The sequence below is a fragment of the Paramicrobacterium humi genome, assembly GCF_900105715.1.
Classification (GTDB): Bacteria; Actinomycetota; Actinomycetes; order Actinomycetales; family Microbacteriaceae; genus Paramicrobacterium; species Paramicrobacterium humi.
Genome location: NZ_FNRY01000001.1, coordinates 732,909 through 747,989, shown reverse-complemented (window position 1 = coordinate 747,989; position 15,081 = coordinate 732,909). Strand labels below are relative to the sequence as shown.

Annotated in this window: 15 protein-coding genes; 10 read left to right on the top strand and 5 right to left on the bottom strand. The window is 68.8% G+C overall.

Annotated elements, in window-relative coordinates:
- Positions 1–11: 11 nt before the first annotated feature.
- The 4 genes from BLV49_RS03760 (at position 12) to BLV49_RS03745 (ending at position 4,684) form a co-directional block, all read left to right on the top strand.
- Positions 12–1,250, top strand: coding sequence for an LCP family protein (locus BLV49_RS03760; protein WP_091179961.1), 1,239 nt, complete (start codon positions 12–14; stop codon positions 1,248–1,250).
- Positions 1,251–1,336: 86 nt separating this feature from the next.
- Entirely contained in the window at positions 1,337–2,935 is a 1,599-nt protein-coding gene (locus BLV49_RS03755; protein ID WP_218132590.1) for an ATP-binding protein, read from the top strand.
- Positions 2,932–3,621, top strand: coding sequence for a response regulator (locus tag BLV49_RS03750; RefSeq protein ID WP_091179956.1), 690 nt, complete (start codon positions 2,932–2,934; stop codon positions 3,619–3,621). Before BLV49_RS03755 ends, BLV49_RS03750 begins: the two co-directional genes overlap by 4 nt.
- 121 nt (positions 3,622–3,742) lie before the next feature.
- Complete coding sequence (locus BLV49_RS03745) at positions 3,743–4,684, top strand: MIP/aquaporin family protein (protein ID WP_091179953.1); 942 nt, start codon at positions 3,743–3,745, stop codon at positions 4,682–4,684.
- Between the two features lie 19 nt (positions 4,685–4,703).
- Here the strand turns inward: BLV49_RS03745 and BLV49_RS03740 are convergent, their stop codons facing one another.
- Positions 4,704–5,072 (bottom strand): GntR family transcriptional regulator, encoded by a 369-nt coding sequence (locus tag BLV49_RS03740; protein WP_091179950.1) that lies wholly within the window; start codon positions 5,070–5,072, stop codon positions 4,704–4,706.
- Entirely contained in the window at positions 5,069–5,695 is a 627-nt protein-coding gene (locus BLV49_RS03735) for a TMEM175 family protein (protein ID WP_091179944.1), read from the bottom strand. The genes BLV49_RS03740 and BLV49_RS03735 overlap by 4 nt, the downstream gene beginning before the upstream one ends.
- Positions 5,696–5,804: 109 nt before the next feature.
- Between BLV49_RS03735 and BLV49_RS03730 the strand changes: the two genes are divergently transcribed.
- Complete coding sequence (locus BLV49_RS03730) at positions 5,805–7,316, top strand: FAD-dependent monooxygenase (protein WP_091179939.1); 1,512 nt, start codon at positions 5,805–5,807, stop codon at positions 7,314–7,316.
- A 37-nt stretch (positions 7,317–7,353) separates the two neighbouring features.
- Positions 7,354–8,253: an NADP-dependent oxidoreductase gene (locus BLV49_RS03725; RefSeq protein WP_091179932.1), complete on the top strand. Its 900-nt coding sequence runs from the start codon at positions 7,354–7,356 to the stop codon at positions 8,251–8,253.
- A gap of 124 nt (positions 8,254–8,377) precedes the next feature.
- On the opposite strand, the gene BLV49_RS03720 is transcribed toward BLV49_RS03725, so the two are convergent.
- Positions 8,378–8,842, bottom strand: a complete 465-nt coding sequence (locus BLV49_RS03720) for a hypothetical protein (protein ID WP_143033944.1) — start codon at positions 8,840–8,842, stop codon at positions 8,378–8,380.
- Positions 8,843–9,034: 192 nt separating this feature from the next.
- Here BLV49_RS03720 and BLV49_RS03715 point away from each other — a divergent pair, with 192 nt between their 5' ends.
- Positions 9,035–10,498 carry a lipase maturation factor family protein gene (locus BLV49_RS03715; protein ID WP_091179925.1) on the top strand — a complete coding sequence of 488 codons (1,464 nt, stop codon included), beginning with the start codon at positions 9,035–9,037 and terminating at the stop codon, positions 10,496–10,498.
- A 5-nt stretch (positions 10,499–10,503) separates the two neighbouring features.
- On the opposite strand, the gene BLV49_RS03710 is transcribed toward BLV49_RS03715, so the two are convergent.
- Positions 10,504–11,946: a threonine/serine exporter family protein gene (locus BLV49_RS03710; protein WP_245723527.1), complete on the bottom strand. Its 1,443-nt coding sequence runs from the start codon at positions 11,944–11,946 to the stop codon at positions 10,504–10,506.
- Between the two features lie 119 nt (positions 11,947–12,065).
- Between BLV49_RS03710 and BLV49_RS16820 the strand changes: the two genes are divergently transcribed.
- Positions 12,066–12,230: a hypothetical protein gene (locus BLV49_RS16820; RefSeq protein WP_176980707.1), complete on the top strand. Its 165-nt coding sequence runs from the start codon at positions 12,066–12,068 to the stop codon at positions 12,228–12,230.
- Between the two features lie 121 nt (positions 12,231–12,351).
- On the opposite strand, the gene BLV49_RS03705 is transcribed toward BLV49_RS16820, so the two are convergent.
- Complete coding sequence (locus BLV49_RS03705) at positions 12,352–12,789, bottom strand: Lrp/AsnC family transcriptional regulator (protein ID WP_091179922.1); 438 nt, start codon at positions 12,787–12,789, stop codon at positions 12,352–12,354.
- A gap of 183 nt (positions 12,790–12,972) precedes the next feature.
- Between BLV49_RS03705 and ddaH the strand changes: the two genes are divergently transcribed.
- Positions 12,973–13,830, top strand: coding sequence for a dimethylargininase (ddaH, locus tag BLV49_RS03700; RefSeq protein ID WP_091179920.1), 858 nt, complete (start codon positions 12,973–12,975; stop codon positions 13,828–13,830).
- On the top strand, positions 13,803–15,008 hold the full coding sequence (gene rocD / locus BLV49_RS03695) for an ornithine--oxo-acid transaminase (protein ID WP_091179917.1): 1,206 nt from the start codon (positions 13,803–13,805) through the stop codon (positions 15,006–15,008). Before ddaH ends, rocD begins: the two co-directional genes overlap by 28 nt.
- Positions 15,009–15,081: the final 73 nt, after the last annotated feature.

Genomic DNA, 15,081 nt, shown 5'->3' with positions numbered 1-15,081 from the left:
ACTGTTCGGTTATGGGACGCGACGCCGCGAAAGACCGCAGCATCGCCGTCGTCCGGCACGGTCGACAGCGGCGCCGGGGTGCCGTGAGCGCGGCCGTGTCGGGCATCGCGATAGCGCTCGCCGTCGTGCTCGTCAGCACCGCAGGAGTCGCCGCGTGGGCCATCTACGACGTGCTGCACAGCTTCAAGCCCACGATCACCCTCGTCGGACCGGGCGGGACGACGGCGCCGCCCGTGCCCGACGTCAACGCGATCGAGGGCGGCTTCAACATGCTGCTCGTCGGCAGCGACACGCGGCAGGGTCAGGGCGGACGCTACGGCGACGCCTCTCAGATCCAGGGGCAGCGCAATGACGTGACGATTCTCGTGCACGTCTCCGAAGACCACTCCAACGCCGTCGTGATCTCGATCCCCCGCGACACGTTCGTGCCGATTCCCGCCTGCACCGATCAGAAGGGCGTGACGCACAGCCCGCGCAGCTCCGCGAAGATCAACGAGTCCCTCGAGATCGGCGGTCTCGCGTGCACCTGGTCGACGGTGAGCCAGCTGACCGGTCTCACCATCCACTTCGCGGCAGCCGTCACCTTCGAGGGCGTGACGGCGATGGCGGATGCCGTCGGCGGCGTGGACGTGTGCCTCGCCGATCCGATCGTCGACCCGAAGACCGATCTCAACCTGCCCGCCGGAAACGTCACACTGAACGGCCGTGAGGCGGCGCAGTTCCTGCGCACCCGGCACGGTGTCGGCGACGGGTCCGACATCGGCCGCATCAGCAACCAGCAGGTCTACATGTCGGCGCTCATGCGGAAGCTGCAATCGTCGGAGACGCTGTCATCCCCCGTGACGCTGTACTCGATAGCCAAGGTGGCGGCGAAGAACGTCACGCTGTCTGACGGCCTCGACAATCTCAACACCATGGTGTCGATCGCGCTCGCCCTCAAGGACGTGCCCGCTGGGAACTTCGCGCTCGTCCAGTACCCGGTCGCCGACGTCGCCGACGGCGTCGTGCCCATCACCGATGCCGCTCGGACGCTCATGGACGCGGTCAAGGCGGATAAGGGCCTCGTGCTCACGGGCGGGTCCGGCTACTACGGCTCGAAGCCGCAGAGCCCCTCGCCCGAAAACAGTGCGCCGCCCGAGACGCCGTCGACCGCGACGCCGGGTGCGACCGAGGCGTCGAAGGTCGAGCTGCCGCGCTCGGTCACGGGGCAGACCGTCGATGAGGTGCGCTGCTCGAACGGAAACGGGTAACGAGCACCCGAAGACGGGGCGTTGTGGTCATTGTGGTCACGTAATCGAGCGCGAAAGCGCGCTTCCTCGATGGGACAATGGTGGCCATGACTCGGCCGATGTCGCTTCGGGTGCACTTGCTCGTGCTGCAGGTGTCCATCGTGCTCATCACCGTCGTCACGGCGGGAGTAGCGTCATCGCTGTTCCAGGAGCATGCGCTGCGTGAGGCGTACAAGGACCGCATGGTCTCCGTCGCCGAGTCGATCGCCACGATGCCGGCCGTGCTCGAGGCGTACTCGAGCGACGATCCCGCCGCGACGATCCAGCCGATCGCGCAAGCCATCCGCGAGGCGTCGAACGTGACATACGTCGTCGTCACCGATGCGGAGGGCATTCGATACTCGCACCCCGTCGCGAGCCGGATCGGGAAACGCGTGTCGACGGACCCGTCGGTTCCTCTGTCCGGCGAGATGTACGTCGGCACTCAGACGGGGACGCTCGGGGAGTCGTGGCGTGTCAAAGTGCCCGTGTTCTCCGGCGACCGCGTGATCGGCACCGTGTCGGTCGGCATCCTCGAGTCGACCCTCGACGAGGCCCTCGTGGGCGACACCCTGCAGCTCGTCGTCGTGCTCGCGATCGCCGCGAGCCTCGGCGTGCTCGGCTCCGCATGGGCGACGCGCGTCATCCGCCGTCGCATCTACTCCCTCGAACCCGACGAGATCGCCGCTCTTCTCGAGACCCGCGACGCCATGCTCCACGGCATCCGGGAGGGAATCGTCGCCGTCGACGAGCGGCAGCGCATCGCGCTCATCAACGACGAGGCACGCCGCCTGCTCGACCTCGACGACGAGGTCGACTACGTCGGCAGTCCCGCGGCGGAGGTGCTGGAGGCCGACGTGCTCCAGCTCGTCGAGAAACGCGACGTCGACGAACGGCTCATTCTCGCGGGGCACCGTGTGCTCATCGCGCACAGCGACTCGGTCGCCGTGCCAAGCGGGCCGACCGCCGTCGTGCTGATCCTGCGCGACCACACGCACTTGCACGAGATGCTGCGGGAACTCGAAGGCGTGCAGGGCCTCGCCGAGGGACTGCGCGCCCAGGCGCACGAATTCTCCAACCAGCTGCACGTCATCTCCGGTCTCATCGAGCTCGGCCACACCGACGAGGCCGTCGCGTTCATCGAGCGCACGAACGGCGGAGGCGCCCTCACCGGGTCTGCCGCGCACCCGGGGATCGGGGATCTCGAAGTCAGCGCCCTGCTGATCTCGCTCGGTGCCCGCGCCCGCGAGCGCGTCATCGGCCTCGAGATCGACTCCGGCAGCTCCCTCCGTGACCTCTCGGGAGATGCGGATACGCGCATGGACGTGCTCACGGTGATCGGCAACCTCGTCGAGAACGCCCTCGATGCGTGCGAGCCGGGCGGCACGGTGACCGTCAGCATCCACGACGACGAGTCGTGCGTGATCACCGTCAGCGACGACGGCGACGGCGTGCCGAGCGAGCTTGCGAAGCGCATCTTCGACACGGGCGTGTCGACGAAGGAGCCGACGAACGGTCGGCGCGGCATCGGACTCGCGCTCGTGGCGCGGATCGCCCGGCGCCACGGCGGGGGCATCGACCTCGTGACCGATCCGGGAAGCGGCGCCACGTTCACGGTGACCCTCGTCGAGCGGTTCACGGCTCCGACAACGGCGGTCTCGCAATGAGCCCGCGCACGGTGCTCGTCGTCGACGATGACGTGGCCGTCGCGAGCATCCACAAGCGCTTCATCGAGTCGCTCGAGGAGTTCACCGTCGTGGGCGTCGCGCACTCGGGAGGGCAGGCGCTTCGCCAGGCGCACGCCCTGAAGCCCGAGCTCGTGCTGCTCGACCTCTACCTGCCCGACATCAACGGCCTCGACGTTCTCGCCCGGCTTCGGGCGGAGGACGCGACACGCGACATCGACGTCATCGCCGTCACGGCCGCGCGCGATCTCGAGAGCGTGCGGCGGGCGAAGCTCGGCGGCGCGTTCCGCTACCTCGTCAAGCCCTTCGGCGCCGGGATGCTGCGCGACGCGCTCGCCGAGTTCGCGCAGTCGAAGCGGCGACTCGACACGCAGCCGGGCGCTGTCATCGACCAGTCCGCCATCGACGCGATCATGCACGACGGCCGGCGACAGTCGACGTCCGCCCTGCCGAAGGGAATCGGCAAGGCCACGCTCGAGCGCGTCGCCGCGGCCCTCGCGCAGACGGAAAATTCCGCGTCGGCCGTCGAGATCGCGGAAGCGACGGGGATGTCGCGCGTGAGCGCTCGCCGCTATCTGGAATACCTCACGACCGCCGGCCGGGCGACGGTCGCGCCGCGGTATGGGCAGACCGGCCGCCCCGAGATGCGATATTCGCCCGTGAGCTGAGGGCCCGCTGGCCTATTGCCAAGCGGCGAGGGCGGGGGTACCGTGCCAATTGAGGCTTCGTCATGTACAGACGAGACTCGGGAAATACAGACATTGCGGTCAGAATCCCAGGAGGATCACCATGAGTGACGTGACTCCGCTACGCACCGCCCTGCGGCATGGAAGCGGCCTGAAACGCTTGGACAACACCTGGGGGGAGGTGCTCGCAGAGTTCCTCGGAACGTTCGTCCTTATCGCTTTCGGAGACGGGGTCGTCGCTATGGCGGTCGCCGGCCTGCCGGGATCGGGCCGAACCGCCGATCCCACGACGTTCTTCCAAGGCGCCGGTGACTGGCTGCTCATCACGTGGGGCTGGGCATTCGCCGTCGCCTTCGGCGTCTACGTCGCCGGCGGCGTGAGCGGTGCGCACATCAACCCCGCCGTGACGCTCGCCTTCGCCGTGCGACGACGGTTCCCGTGGCGAAAGGTGCTGCCGTACATGGCCGCACAGCTCGTCGGCGCCTTCGTGGGCGCGGCGCTCGTCTACCTCGTGTACCACGACGCCATCGACGCGTTCAACAAGGCGCTCGGCACCGGCCGCACCGATGCGGACGGAAACATCACGTTCTCGATCTTCGCGACCTTCCCGGCGCCGTACTTCAACGGCAACATGTTCGGGCCCTTCATCGACCAGGTCGTTGGCACGATGTTCCTCGTGATGTTCGTGGCGGCCGTGATCGACTTGCGCAACACGGCGGTCAAGGCGAACCTCGGACCGTTCATGATCGGCATCGCGGTCGCCGCGATCGGCATGTCCTTCGGGGCGAACGCGGGATACGCCATCAACCCCGCGCGCGACCTCGGCCCGCGCCTGTTCGCGTGGGCGGCCGGTTGGGGTGATGTCGCCATGCCGGGCACGGTCGACGGCTCGTTCAGCTGGTACTTCTGGGTTCCGATAATCGGGCCGCTCGTCGGCGGCGTGATCGGCGTCTTGGTCTACGACCTGTTCATCGGCGACGTGCTGCACTCCCGCTGGCTCGCGGGAGAGAAGGAACCCGTGGGCAGAACGACCGACGAAGTCTGACGGAGGGCGGTCGACAGAGCTATCGGATGCCGAGGGCGCGCTGCACGTAGGCGAGCGCGTCCTCGGCATCCACTCTGAGCTCCGCCATCCGCTGCGCGAAGTCGCGCGCCGCGGCTTGAGCCTTCTGCTGGATCGGGTCGCCGTGCGTCGAGACGAACGAGCCGCTGCGGCCGTGCGTCTCGATGACGCCGTCGGCCTCGAGCGCCCGATACGCCTTCGCGACCGTGTTCGCGGCAAGGCCGAGCTCGAGCGCGAGGCCGCGGACCGTCGGCAGCTTGTCTCCGGGCGTGAGCCGTCCAACGCGCACCCCGTCGATGACCTGGCGGCGGATCTGCTCGAACGGCGGCTCGGCGGCATCCGTGTCGATGCTCACGAAGGGCTCGGTCATGGGCTGTTCCTCTCGGTGGGCGGCGGGTAGGGGGCGACGCCGCGTTCGATGCGGCGGTCGGGGACGATCCACATGACGGCGACGCCCGCGTAGATGAGAACGGAGCCCCACGCGAGGCCCGGCAGTGCGAAGGCGGCGGCGCCGAGGGCGATGCCGACGGCGTACAGGGCGGGAGACAGGTGCCCCTTCCAGTCGCGGCCGATGAGTCGCCGCAGCCGGGACCCGGCGCCTTCCGCGCGGAGCACGGCGGACTGCAGAAGGAAGTAGGCGACGGCGCAGAGCAGCAGATCCGTGCCGTAGACGATGACGGCGGCGGGAGCGAGGCCGGTCGAGTCGAGCCACGCAGTCGTGAGCGGAAGCAGCGACAGCCAGAAGAGCAAGTGCAGGTTGGCCCACAGCACGGGGCCCGTCACTCGCTCCACGACCTGGAACATATGGTGATGGTTGTTCCAGTAGATGCCGACGTAGGCGAAGCTCAGCACGTAGCCGAGGAGCCCCGTGCCCACGGTCGAGAAGAACGCGGCGAACGAGCCGCCCTGCGGCACCGCGAGGCCGAGCACCATGATCGTGATGATGATGGCCAGCACGCCATCGCTGAACGCTTCGAGTCGTCCCGTCGTCATCCGCTGACTCTCGCCCGTCTGCTCGTTTGCGCCAAGTCTAGGGGCAGGGCCTCACGCGCTGCGTCACCGACTCTCGACGGGGCGCGGCCAGCGGCGTAGCGTCGAGGACATGGACACGGACGTTCTCGTCGTGGGAGCCGGGCCGACGGGGCTCATGCTCGCGAATTGGCTCGCGAAGCTCGGCATCGGCGCGATCATCGCTGACGCGAAGTCCGGCACGACGCGCGAGTCTCGCGCACTTGGGTTGCAGGCGCGCTCGATCGAGATCTACGCCCAGCTCGGCCTCGCCGACGAGGTTCTCGCGCAGGCGCGGGAGGCGCCCGCCGCGCGATTCGGCCTCGGACCGCGCATGTTCCACCGCGTGCCCTTCGCCGCGCTCGGCGAGGGGCTCACGCCGTATCCGCGCGTGTACATGCTCGAGCAGAGCCGCAACGAGCAGATCCTCGACGACAACCTGCGGCTGCTCGGCCGGGAGGTGCTCTGGGAGCACGCGTTCCAGTCCGTCACGGAGACCGGCGACGGCGTCGAGGCGCGTCTCGACCACGGCGGAGAGACGGTGAGCGTCACGGCCCGGTACCTCGTCGGCGCGGACGGCGCGTCGTCCGCCGTGCGGGAGGCCCGCGGCATCCGATTCACGGGAACCACAAACCCGCAGACGTTCTGCGTCATCGACGCCGACGGAGTCACGGGCATCGACGAGGAGGCGATCAACATCCGCCCCGCCACCACCGACTTTCTCCTCACCTTCCCCATGTCGGGCGCCGGGCACGCCCGTGTCATCACGGTCGTGCCGAGCGCCGTTTCTGACGGCGCAGACCCCGAGACCGCCGTCGCCGAACGCGTCGCCGCGCAGTTCGGCGTGCACTGGCGGTCGGCCTCGTGGTTCGCCGCATACCGCGTGCATCACCGCGTCGCCGAGCGCTTCCGCGACGGGCGCGTGTTCCTCGCCGGCGACGCCGCCCACGTGCACTCGCCCGTCGGCGCGCAGGGCATGAACACAGGACTTCAAGACGCCCACAATCTCGCATTCGCCTTCGCGGACGTGCTGCGCCGCGGCGCCGACGACGACACCCTCGACCGCTACGAGCGGGAACGCCGCCCGGTCGCGCTCACCCTCGTCGCGACGGCCGACCGGCTGTTCTCGTTCGTCACATCAGACCGGATGCTGCCGGCTCTCGCGCGCCGCATCGTGCCCCGCGTGCTCGGCGGCCCCGTCACCTCCCTCGTTCCACGCCTCGGCCGTGCCCGCCGGCTGTTCGGCTACTTGTCGCAGATCCGCGTGCGCTACCGCATGCCCGGCAGCGAGCACGACGGGCAGCGCGACAGCGTCGTCGGCCGCCGTCTGCCGTGGGCCGGCGAGAACTTCCAGGCGCTGCGCTCGTGCGAGTGGCAGGTGCACGAGTACGGAAGCGTCGCGTCCGCGGCGGTCGACGCGCTCGAGCGCTCGCTCGGGCTTACCGTGCACCGGTTCCCGGCCGCGCCCGGCACGCCGCTCGTCCCCGGAGAGTTCTACCTTGTGCGCCCCGACGGGTACGTCGCCGGTCGGGCGCGCGCTTCCGAGGCCGCCGCGCGCTTCGCCGCGCTCGTTCCCGGAGGGCGGCAGCCAGTGAACGCACAGTGACGGTGGCCAAGCTGGAGACAGATCGAAGGAGGCCGATGTGCGCGCTGTGACCTATGACCGGTTCGGGGACTCGTCGGTTCTGCACGTGACCGAGCGGGACGAGCCGCACGCGCGCGAAGGCCGGGTGCGCGTCCGGGTGCGCGCGGCCGCGCTGAACCGCGCCGACGTCAAGAAGCGCAGCGGAGACATGGGCGAGGCGACGTTTCCCGCCGTTCCGGGCTTCGACGCCGCCGGAATCGTCGACGAGGTGGGCGACGGCGTCGCGGATGTCGCGGTCGGCGACGAAGTGCTCGGCTGGGGATTCCGCACTCTCGCGGACTTCGCAGTGCTCCGGCACGTGGCCGTGAAGCCCGCCGGGCTCGGCTGGATCGAGGCGGCCGGCCTGCCGCTTGTCACCGAGACCGCCGAGCGGGCTCTGCGCCTCCTGAACGTGCAGGCGGGGCAGACTCTCGTCGTCGAGGGCGCGGCGGGCGGAGTGGGCGCCGCCGCCGTTCAACTCGCCCGCATCAGGGGCGCCCGGGTGATCGGCACGGCGTCGGAGCGCAACCACGAGTACCTGCAGAGTATCGGCGCCGAGCCGGTGCTCTACGGCGCGGGCATCGCCGCGAGCGTGCGCGACATCGCAGATCACGTCGACGCCGTTCTCGACACGGCCGGCTCCGGTTCGCTGCCCGAGCTCGTGGGTCTCGTCGACGACCCCTCGCAGGTCGTCTCGATCGCGGACTTCGACGCGCCGCAGTTCGGGGCGCGCGCGACGGGCGGCGGCGCCGACAGCGCGTGGGACGTACTCGACGAACTGCCGGGCCTTATCAGCGAGCACGGCTATGGCGCCCGCGTCGACTCGGTCTTCCCGCTCGTGGATGCCGCCGCCGCGTTCGACCGGCTCGAGTTCGGACGCCCACAGGGCAAGGTCATCCTCGACGTGTCGCTGTCGTAGCCGGTTGAGTTCGGGAGCCAGAACTGTCCCGCGGAGCCAGGATGAACGAGCTCCCAAAACGCATTCTGGCTCCCAACCGCTCCGGCCGCTCGCTTCGACGAGCGCAAACCCCTTCAGCGCGCGGTCACTGTCCGATCGCCGCGCGAATCTCGGGCAGCGAGCGCCCGCTGACGAAGCGGAACACCTCAACGGGCAGTCCATCAGCAAGGTTGACCGTGACGGTTGCCGATCCGAGGCTGAACCATTTGTCTCTCTGACGACGAAGCTCCGGCACCGGACGCGCGTCGAATGCGGGTAACGCGGGCAGCCCACGTTCGGTCCTGGTCGCCGCGCCGATCATGCCGACGAGCCACTGTTCCGCGGCACTGATCGGGCGAAGCGAGCCGATCGGCGGCACCCCCTGCCCGTCGTAGACGACCACCATCGTGTCGTGGAGCTGGGCGGACCACTCCTTCCCCGCGTGCGAGAAGTCGCAGACGGCGTCAGCGTGCAGGTCGACACGTGCTCCATAGTGGGCGAGAGCGTCGACGCAGGCCGGGCTCAGCAGCCGCTTGTCGCTCTCCCGCTCCCGGCGGCGGAGATCGGCCATGCGCTTCTCGGCGGCGATCGGCGCGTAGGCCCGTTCGAGGGGCTCCCGAGCCGCCGGCTCGCCGGCAGCTCGCCATGGAACGAGCCTATCGTCGGCCTCGTGAACGACGCCGTGCGAGCGCAACCCCTTGCAGCGCCGCAGGCACGGTGATGGGCTGGCACCGGTTGAACCCGACGCTGGGGGTGAGTGCACATGCAATGGACCGATTGGCTCACGTGGGCCTCGGCGAGCGACTACACGATCGCCCGCGAGATCATCGAACGCGGCGTCGCGGCGATCTTCATCGTCGCGTTCGCCTCGGCGATCGCGCAGTTCCCCGCCCTCCTCGGCGAGCACGGCCTGCTCCCGGCGCCCGCGTTCATCGCCCGCACGAGCGCAAAGCGATTCCCGAGCCTCTTCCGCTGGCGATACAGCGACAGGATGCTGCGCCTCACCGCCGCGATCGGCATCGCGCTCGCGGCATCCGTCGTTCTCGGCCTCCCGCAGCTCGGCCCGTCGTGGGTGCCGCTCGCCGTGTTCGCCGTGATGTGGGTGTTCTACCTGTCGATCGTGAACGTGGGGCAGACCTTCTACGGCTTCGGCTGGGAGTCGCTGCTTCTCGAGGCCGGCGCGATCGTCGGGCTGCTCGGCTCGAACGAGGCCGCGCCGCCGTTCCTCATCATCCTGTTCCTGCGCTGGCTCATCTTCCGGCTCGAGTTCGGCGCCGGCATGATCAAGATGCGCGGCGACCGAACGTGGCGCGATCTCACGGCCATGTACTACCACCACGAGACCCAGCCCATGCCGAACCCCGTGAGCCGGTTCGCGCACCTGCTGCCCAAGCCCGTGCACCGCCTGGAGACGCTCGGCAACCACATCGTGCAGCTCGGCATGCCGTGGCTGCTGTTCTTCCCACAGCCCATCGCGAGCTTCGCCGCGTGCCTCATCATCCTCACGCAGCTGTGGCTCGTGATCTCGGGAAACTTCGCGTGGCTCAACTGGATCACGATCGTCATCGCGTTCTGCGGCATCAGCGACTCGTTCTTCGACTGGATCACCGGGCACGGCTGGCCCGGCTGGGGCTGGGAGCACATCGGCGAGGGAGCGGGCGGCCCCATGCCGATCTGGTGGCTCGTGCTCACGACGCTCGCCTTCCTCGGTCTCGCGGCGCTCAGCTGGCAGCCGGTGCTCAACCTGTTCTCGCGCCGCCAGCTCATGAACGCGAGCTTCAACCGCTGGCACCTCGTGAACGCGTACGGCGCGTTCGGCAGCGTCACTCAGCTGCGCCGTGAGGTCATCGTCGAGGGCACGATGAGCGACGATCCCGGCCCAACGGACTGGAAGCCCTACGAGTTCAAGGGCAAGCCCGGCGACCCCACCAGAGTCCCGCGCCAGTTCGCCCCGTACCACTTGCGCCTCGACTGGCTCATGTGGTTCCTCGCGCTCGGCTCCTGGGACGACGTGTGGTTCCAGCGGTTTCTGCAGAGACTTCTCGAAGCGGATGCCGCGACGCTGCGGCTTCTGCGGGTCGACCCGTTCCACGGCGAGCGGCCGCGCATGGTGCGCGCTCGTCTGTTCGCGTACCGCTTCGCCACGCGCGAGGAGCGTCGCCGCACGGGACTCTGGTGGATGCGCGACGAGCTCGCGACGCTCGTGCCGCCGTCACGCTTGCGCTGAACGGCTCAGCGGGGGCCGCGCGTGCGTCGGATCGAGAGCTGAGCAGCGCGGTCGAGGCCGAACGCGCGCCGAGTGACGTGGCCGCCGATCGTCGTGCCCGCCGCAAGACCGATGCCGATCGCGAGAGCGGAGACGAACTCGACGAGCGAGCTGGATAGCCCGTGGTCGTTGCTCATGAGCGTGAAGATCGCGCGATACACCGTGAGGCCGGGGATGAGCCCGATGATGCCCGCCATCGTCATCGCCGCCTCGGGAACCTTGATCCACCGGTACAGCAGGTACGCCGCGACCCCCGCGACGACTCCCGCCGTGCCCTGCGCGAGACCCGGTTCGGGAGCGAGCGGCTGCACGACGAAGAAGACCGCGAACACGACAGCGGCGAGAATGCCCATGAGCGGGGCGATGATGAGACGCACATACGAGGTGAGCGCGAAGCCGATTCCGATGAGGCCCGCGCCGAGCATGCCGGCGGCAATGCTCTCGGTGCGCCCGAGCGACGTGCCGACGGTGATGGGGGAGCCGAGGCGCAGCGCGACGCCGAGCGTGACGAAGATCCCGACGGCGAGACCGAGAGTCATCATGAGCACTTCGAGCCCGCGCGCGGACGCCGTGATGTAGTAGCCGTCGATCGCGTCGCGCGCGGCGGCCGTGAGGCCGATGCCCGAGAGCAGAAGCATGATTCCCGAGATCACGATGACGGTCGGCTGATCCGCCCCCGGCAGGGCGAGCCCGAGCGAGCTGAACCACTTGAGCGCCGCGGCGATCGCCGTGATCACGGCAGCGGCCGCCATCTGCACGAAGAACGCCGAGACCCGCCACTTCTCGAGCCGTCGCGTGACGACGTCGGCGACGATCGCGGAGCCCGCCGCGACGAGCACGAGCACGATGCTCGCGTCGTACATCACGACGACGCCCGCCGCGAGCACGGCCTTGCCGAGCGACATGACCCAGCGGCGGTAGGGGTGCGGCTGCACGAGGATCCGGTTGAGCCGTTCGCGAGCGGCATCCGGGTCGACGGGCTCGTCGGAACTCGTGATGTCGTCGATGAGCCGGTACACGTCCTGCAGGCGCGTGTAGTCCGTCGTGCGCACGCGCACCACGCGCACGACCGAGATCGGGTCCTCGTCGACGCCGCGGTGCACCGAGACCGTTATCGACGTGAAGGCGATGTCGACGTGCATGCCGCTGATGCCGAAGCTCGAGCTGAGCCGCAGCACGGTCGCCACGACGTCCGCCGACGACGCTCCCGTCGCGAGCATCGCCTCGCCCATGCGCAGACACAGGTCGATGACCGACCGCGCGTGCTTCTGCGTGATCGCGTCGTCGCTGCCGGGAAGCGCGATGCGCGTTGTCGGCATGCCGGCCCCGCGCACCCAGCCGCCCGCGAGGTCGATGAGGTGCTGGCGCAGGCGCAATCGGAGGATCCTCGTGCTGCTCGTGCCGCTCACGCCTCCAGCGTAGTTGGAACCTCCAGCGTACGGTCAAGAAGTCTCGAGCGGCCTACCAGAGGAGCGAGCGCCGGGTCAACCCCATATCGGAGGCACAGCCTCCGAGCTATGTTCGGGTCATGAACATTCTGCTGATAATCGTCGCGATCATCGCCATCGTTCTCCTCTTCATCGGAGGGTTCGTCGAAGCGGTCAAGTTCCTGCTCTGGATTGGAATCATTCTCCTGATCCTCGCGATCATCGCGTGGATCATTCGGGCCCTGACCGGGCGCAACCGCGCCTAGTCAGCGGCACAACCGTTCGCGCACGACATGGGGGCCCGTGCTTTCGGGTGAGCACGGGGAGAGTGAGCGCGAACCAATGGAGGCGGAGCCACGTTCTGTGGCCCGCCTCCTTTTCTTGTGTTCAGTCGATCGGCCTGTCGATGAGCCGTGAGAGCACTATGGACGAGCGCGTGTGGTCGACGTTCGGCGCGACGCGCACGCGCTCGAGCGCATCCTCGAGCGCGGGGATGCTGCGAGCGCGGATGTGCACCATCGCGTCGGCGCTTCCCGACACCGTGCACGCGCCCACGACCTCGGGCACGCCGCTCATCATGCGCCGCAGTTCGGCGGGCGCGACAGTGCCGCGGCAGAACAGCTCAACGTAGGCCTCGGTGCTGCGGCCGTCGATGGCCGGGTCCACTTGCACGGTGAATCCGCGGATGACGCCGTCGGCGACGAGCCTGTCGACGCGCCGCTTGACGGCGGATGCCGAGAGGCCGACGACCTGCCCGATATCGCCGTAGCCGGCTCGCGCGTTCTTTCGCAGTTCGTCAATGATGCCGCGATCGATATTGTCCATGTTCGCCAGCTTAGCCGCGCATCCTTGCGTCAACCGTGGCGAGTGTGCACGAAAACTGCGTGCCGTCACAGGCAACTGCGTACTTCCGGTGCCAGACTGGAACGCGAAGGCGTGCCCGAGTGCATTCATTTGTCCGGGCCTCGAGGACAGTGTCCGCCGTTCCGAGTGCGAACTGGAGACGACATGACCAACACCCACACGATTTCCACGCCGAGCCGCGAGCACTCGCCGCAGCCGCGCAGCTACCTGATGTGCAGGCCCGAGTACTTCACCGTCTCGTACCGCATCAACCCGTGGATGGAACCCGCCAAACCGACCGACACCGCCCGGGCGATCGCGCAATGGGAGACCCTGTACGAGACGTACATCGGCCTCGGCCACAGCATCGAGCTCATCGAGCCGCTGCCCGGGCTGCCCGACATGGTCTACACCGCGAACGGCGGCTTCATCATCGACGGCGTCGCCTACGGCCCGAGCTTCCGCTACCCCGAGCGTCAGCCCGAGGCACCCGCGTTCATGCGCTGGTTCGCCGACAACGGCTTCCAGGTGGCCGAGCCTGTGAGCGTCAACGAGGGCGAGGGCGACTTCCTCCTCGTCGGCGACACGATCCTCGCCGGCACGGGATTCCGCTCGACGCCCGACAGTCATCGTGAGATCGCCGAGATCTTCGGGCGCGAGGTCGTCTCGCTCACTCTGACGAACGCCAACTTCTACCACCTCGACACGGCGATCTCGGTGCTCGATCCGCTCACCGGCGACGCCGACGCGAACATCGCGTACCTGCCCGGCGCGTTCGACGAGGCCTCTCGCGCCATCCTCGACGAGCGCTACCCGAACGCCATCCACGTGAGCGAAGAGGACTCCCGCATTCTCGGCCTCAACTCGATCTCCGACGGCTACAACGTCGTCATCGCCAAGCGCGCGACGGGCTTCGAGGCGCAGCTGCGGGAACGCGGCTACAACCCCATCGGCGTCGACCTGTCCGAGCTCCTGCTCGGCGGAGGAGGTGTCAAGTGCTGCACGCTCGAACTGCGCAGGTGAGCCCTCACCTCGCCCATAACTACGAGCCGCTCCCGGTCGTCATCGCCTCCGGAGAGGGCGCGTGGGTGACGGATGCCGAGGGCGTCAGGTACCTCGACTGCCTCGCCGCCTATTCCGCCGTGAACTTCGGTCACGCGAACCCGGAGCTTCTCGCCGTCGCTCATGACCAGCTCGATCGCGTCACGCTCGTGAGCCGCGCGTTCGAGAACGATCAGCTCGCGCCGTTCGCGGCCGAGCTCGCTGCGCTGTGTGGCAAAGACATGGTCCTGCCGATGAACACGGGCGCCGAAGCCGTCGAGTCCGGCATCAAGGTCGCTCGCGCGTGGGGTTACCGGGTGAAGGGCGTCGCGTCCGATCAGGCGAACATCATCGTGATGAACGGCAACTTTCACGGGCGCACGACGACGATCGTCGGCTTCTCCGACGACCCGACCGCGCACGACGACTTCGGGCCGTTCGCGCCCGGATTCCGCTCCGTCCCGTTTGGCGACGCCGCGGCGATAGCGGCCGCGATCGACGAGAACACTGTCGCGGTGCTGCTCGAGCCCGTGCAGGGCGAAGCCGGAGTCATCGTCCCGCCCGACGGGTTCCTGCGCGAGGTGCGGGAGCTGTGCACAGCGAACAACGTGCTCATGATCGCGGACGAGATCCAGTCCGGCCTCGGCCGCACAGGCTCGACCTTCGCTTGCGAGCTCGAAGGCGTCGTCCCCGACCTGTACCTCCTCGGCAAGGCGCTCGGCGGAGGCATCGTCCCGCTGTCCGCCGTCGTCGGCGACAGCGAGATCCTCGGCGTGCTGCGACCGGGCGAGCACGGCTCGACCTTCGGCGGCAACCCGCTCGCCGTCGCGATCGGCCGTGAAGTGGTGCGGATGCTGCAGAGCGGGGTCTACCAGGAGCGCGCCCGCACGCTCGGCGAACGCCTCGATGCCCGCCTCGCGCAGCTCGTCGGCCGCGGCGTCGTCGCCTACCGCCGGGTCGGGCTGTGGGCGGGCGTCGACATCGACCCCGCGCTCGCAACCGGCCGCCACGTGTGCGAGAAGCTCGCCGAGCGCCGCGTCCTTGCGAAGGACACGCACGGTTCCACGATCCGCCTCGCTCCGCCGCTCGTCATCGACGAGGGAGACCTCGACTGGGCTGTGGACCAGCTCTCCGCCGTGCTCGAGGACCTGCGCTCCTGATCGTCGCGTGAATCGCGGCCGGGCAGGCCCTGCCGTTGCCCGGCCGCGGCAGCGGAGTACGCTCGGAGCAACA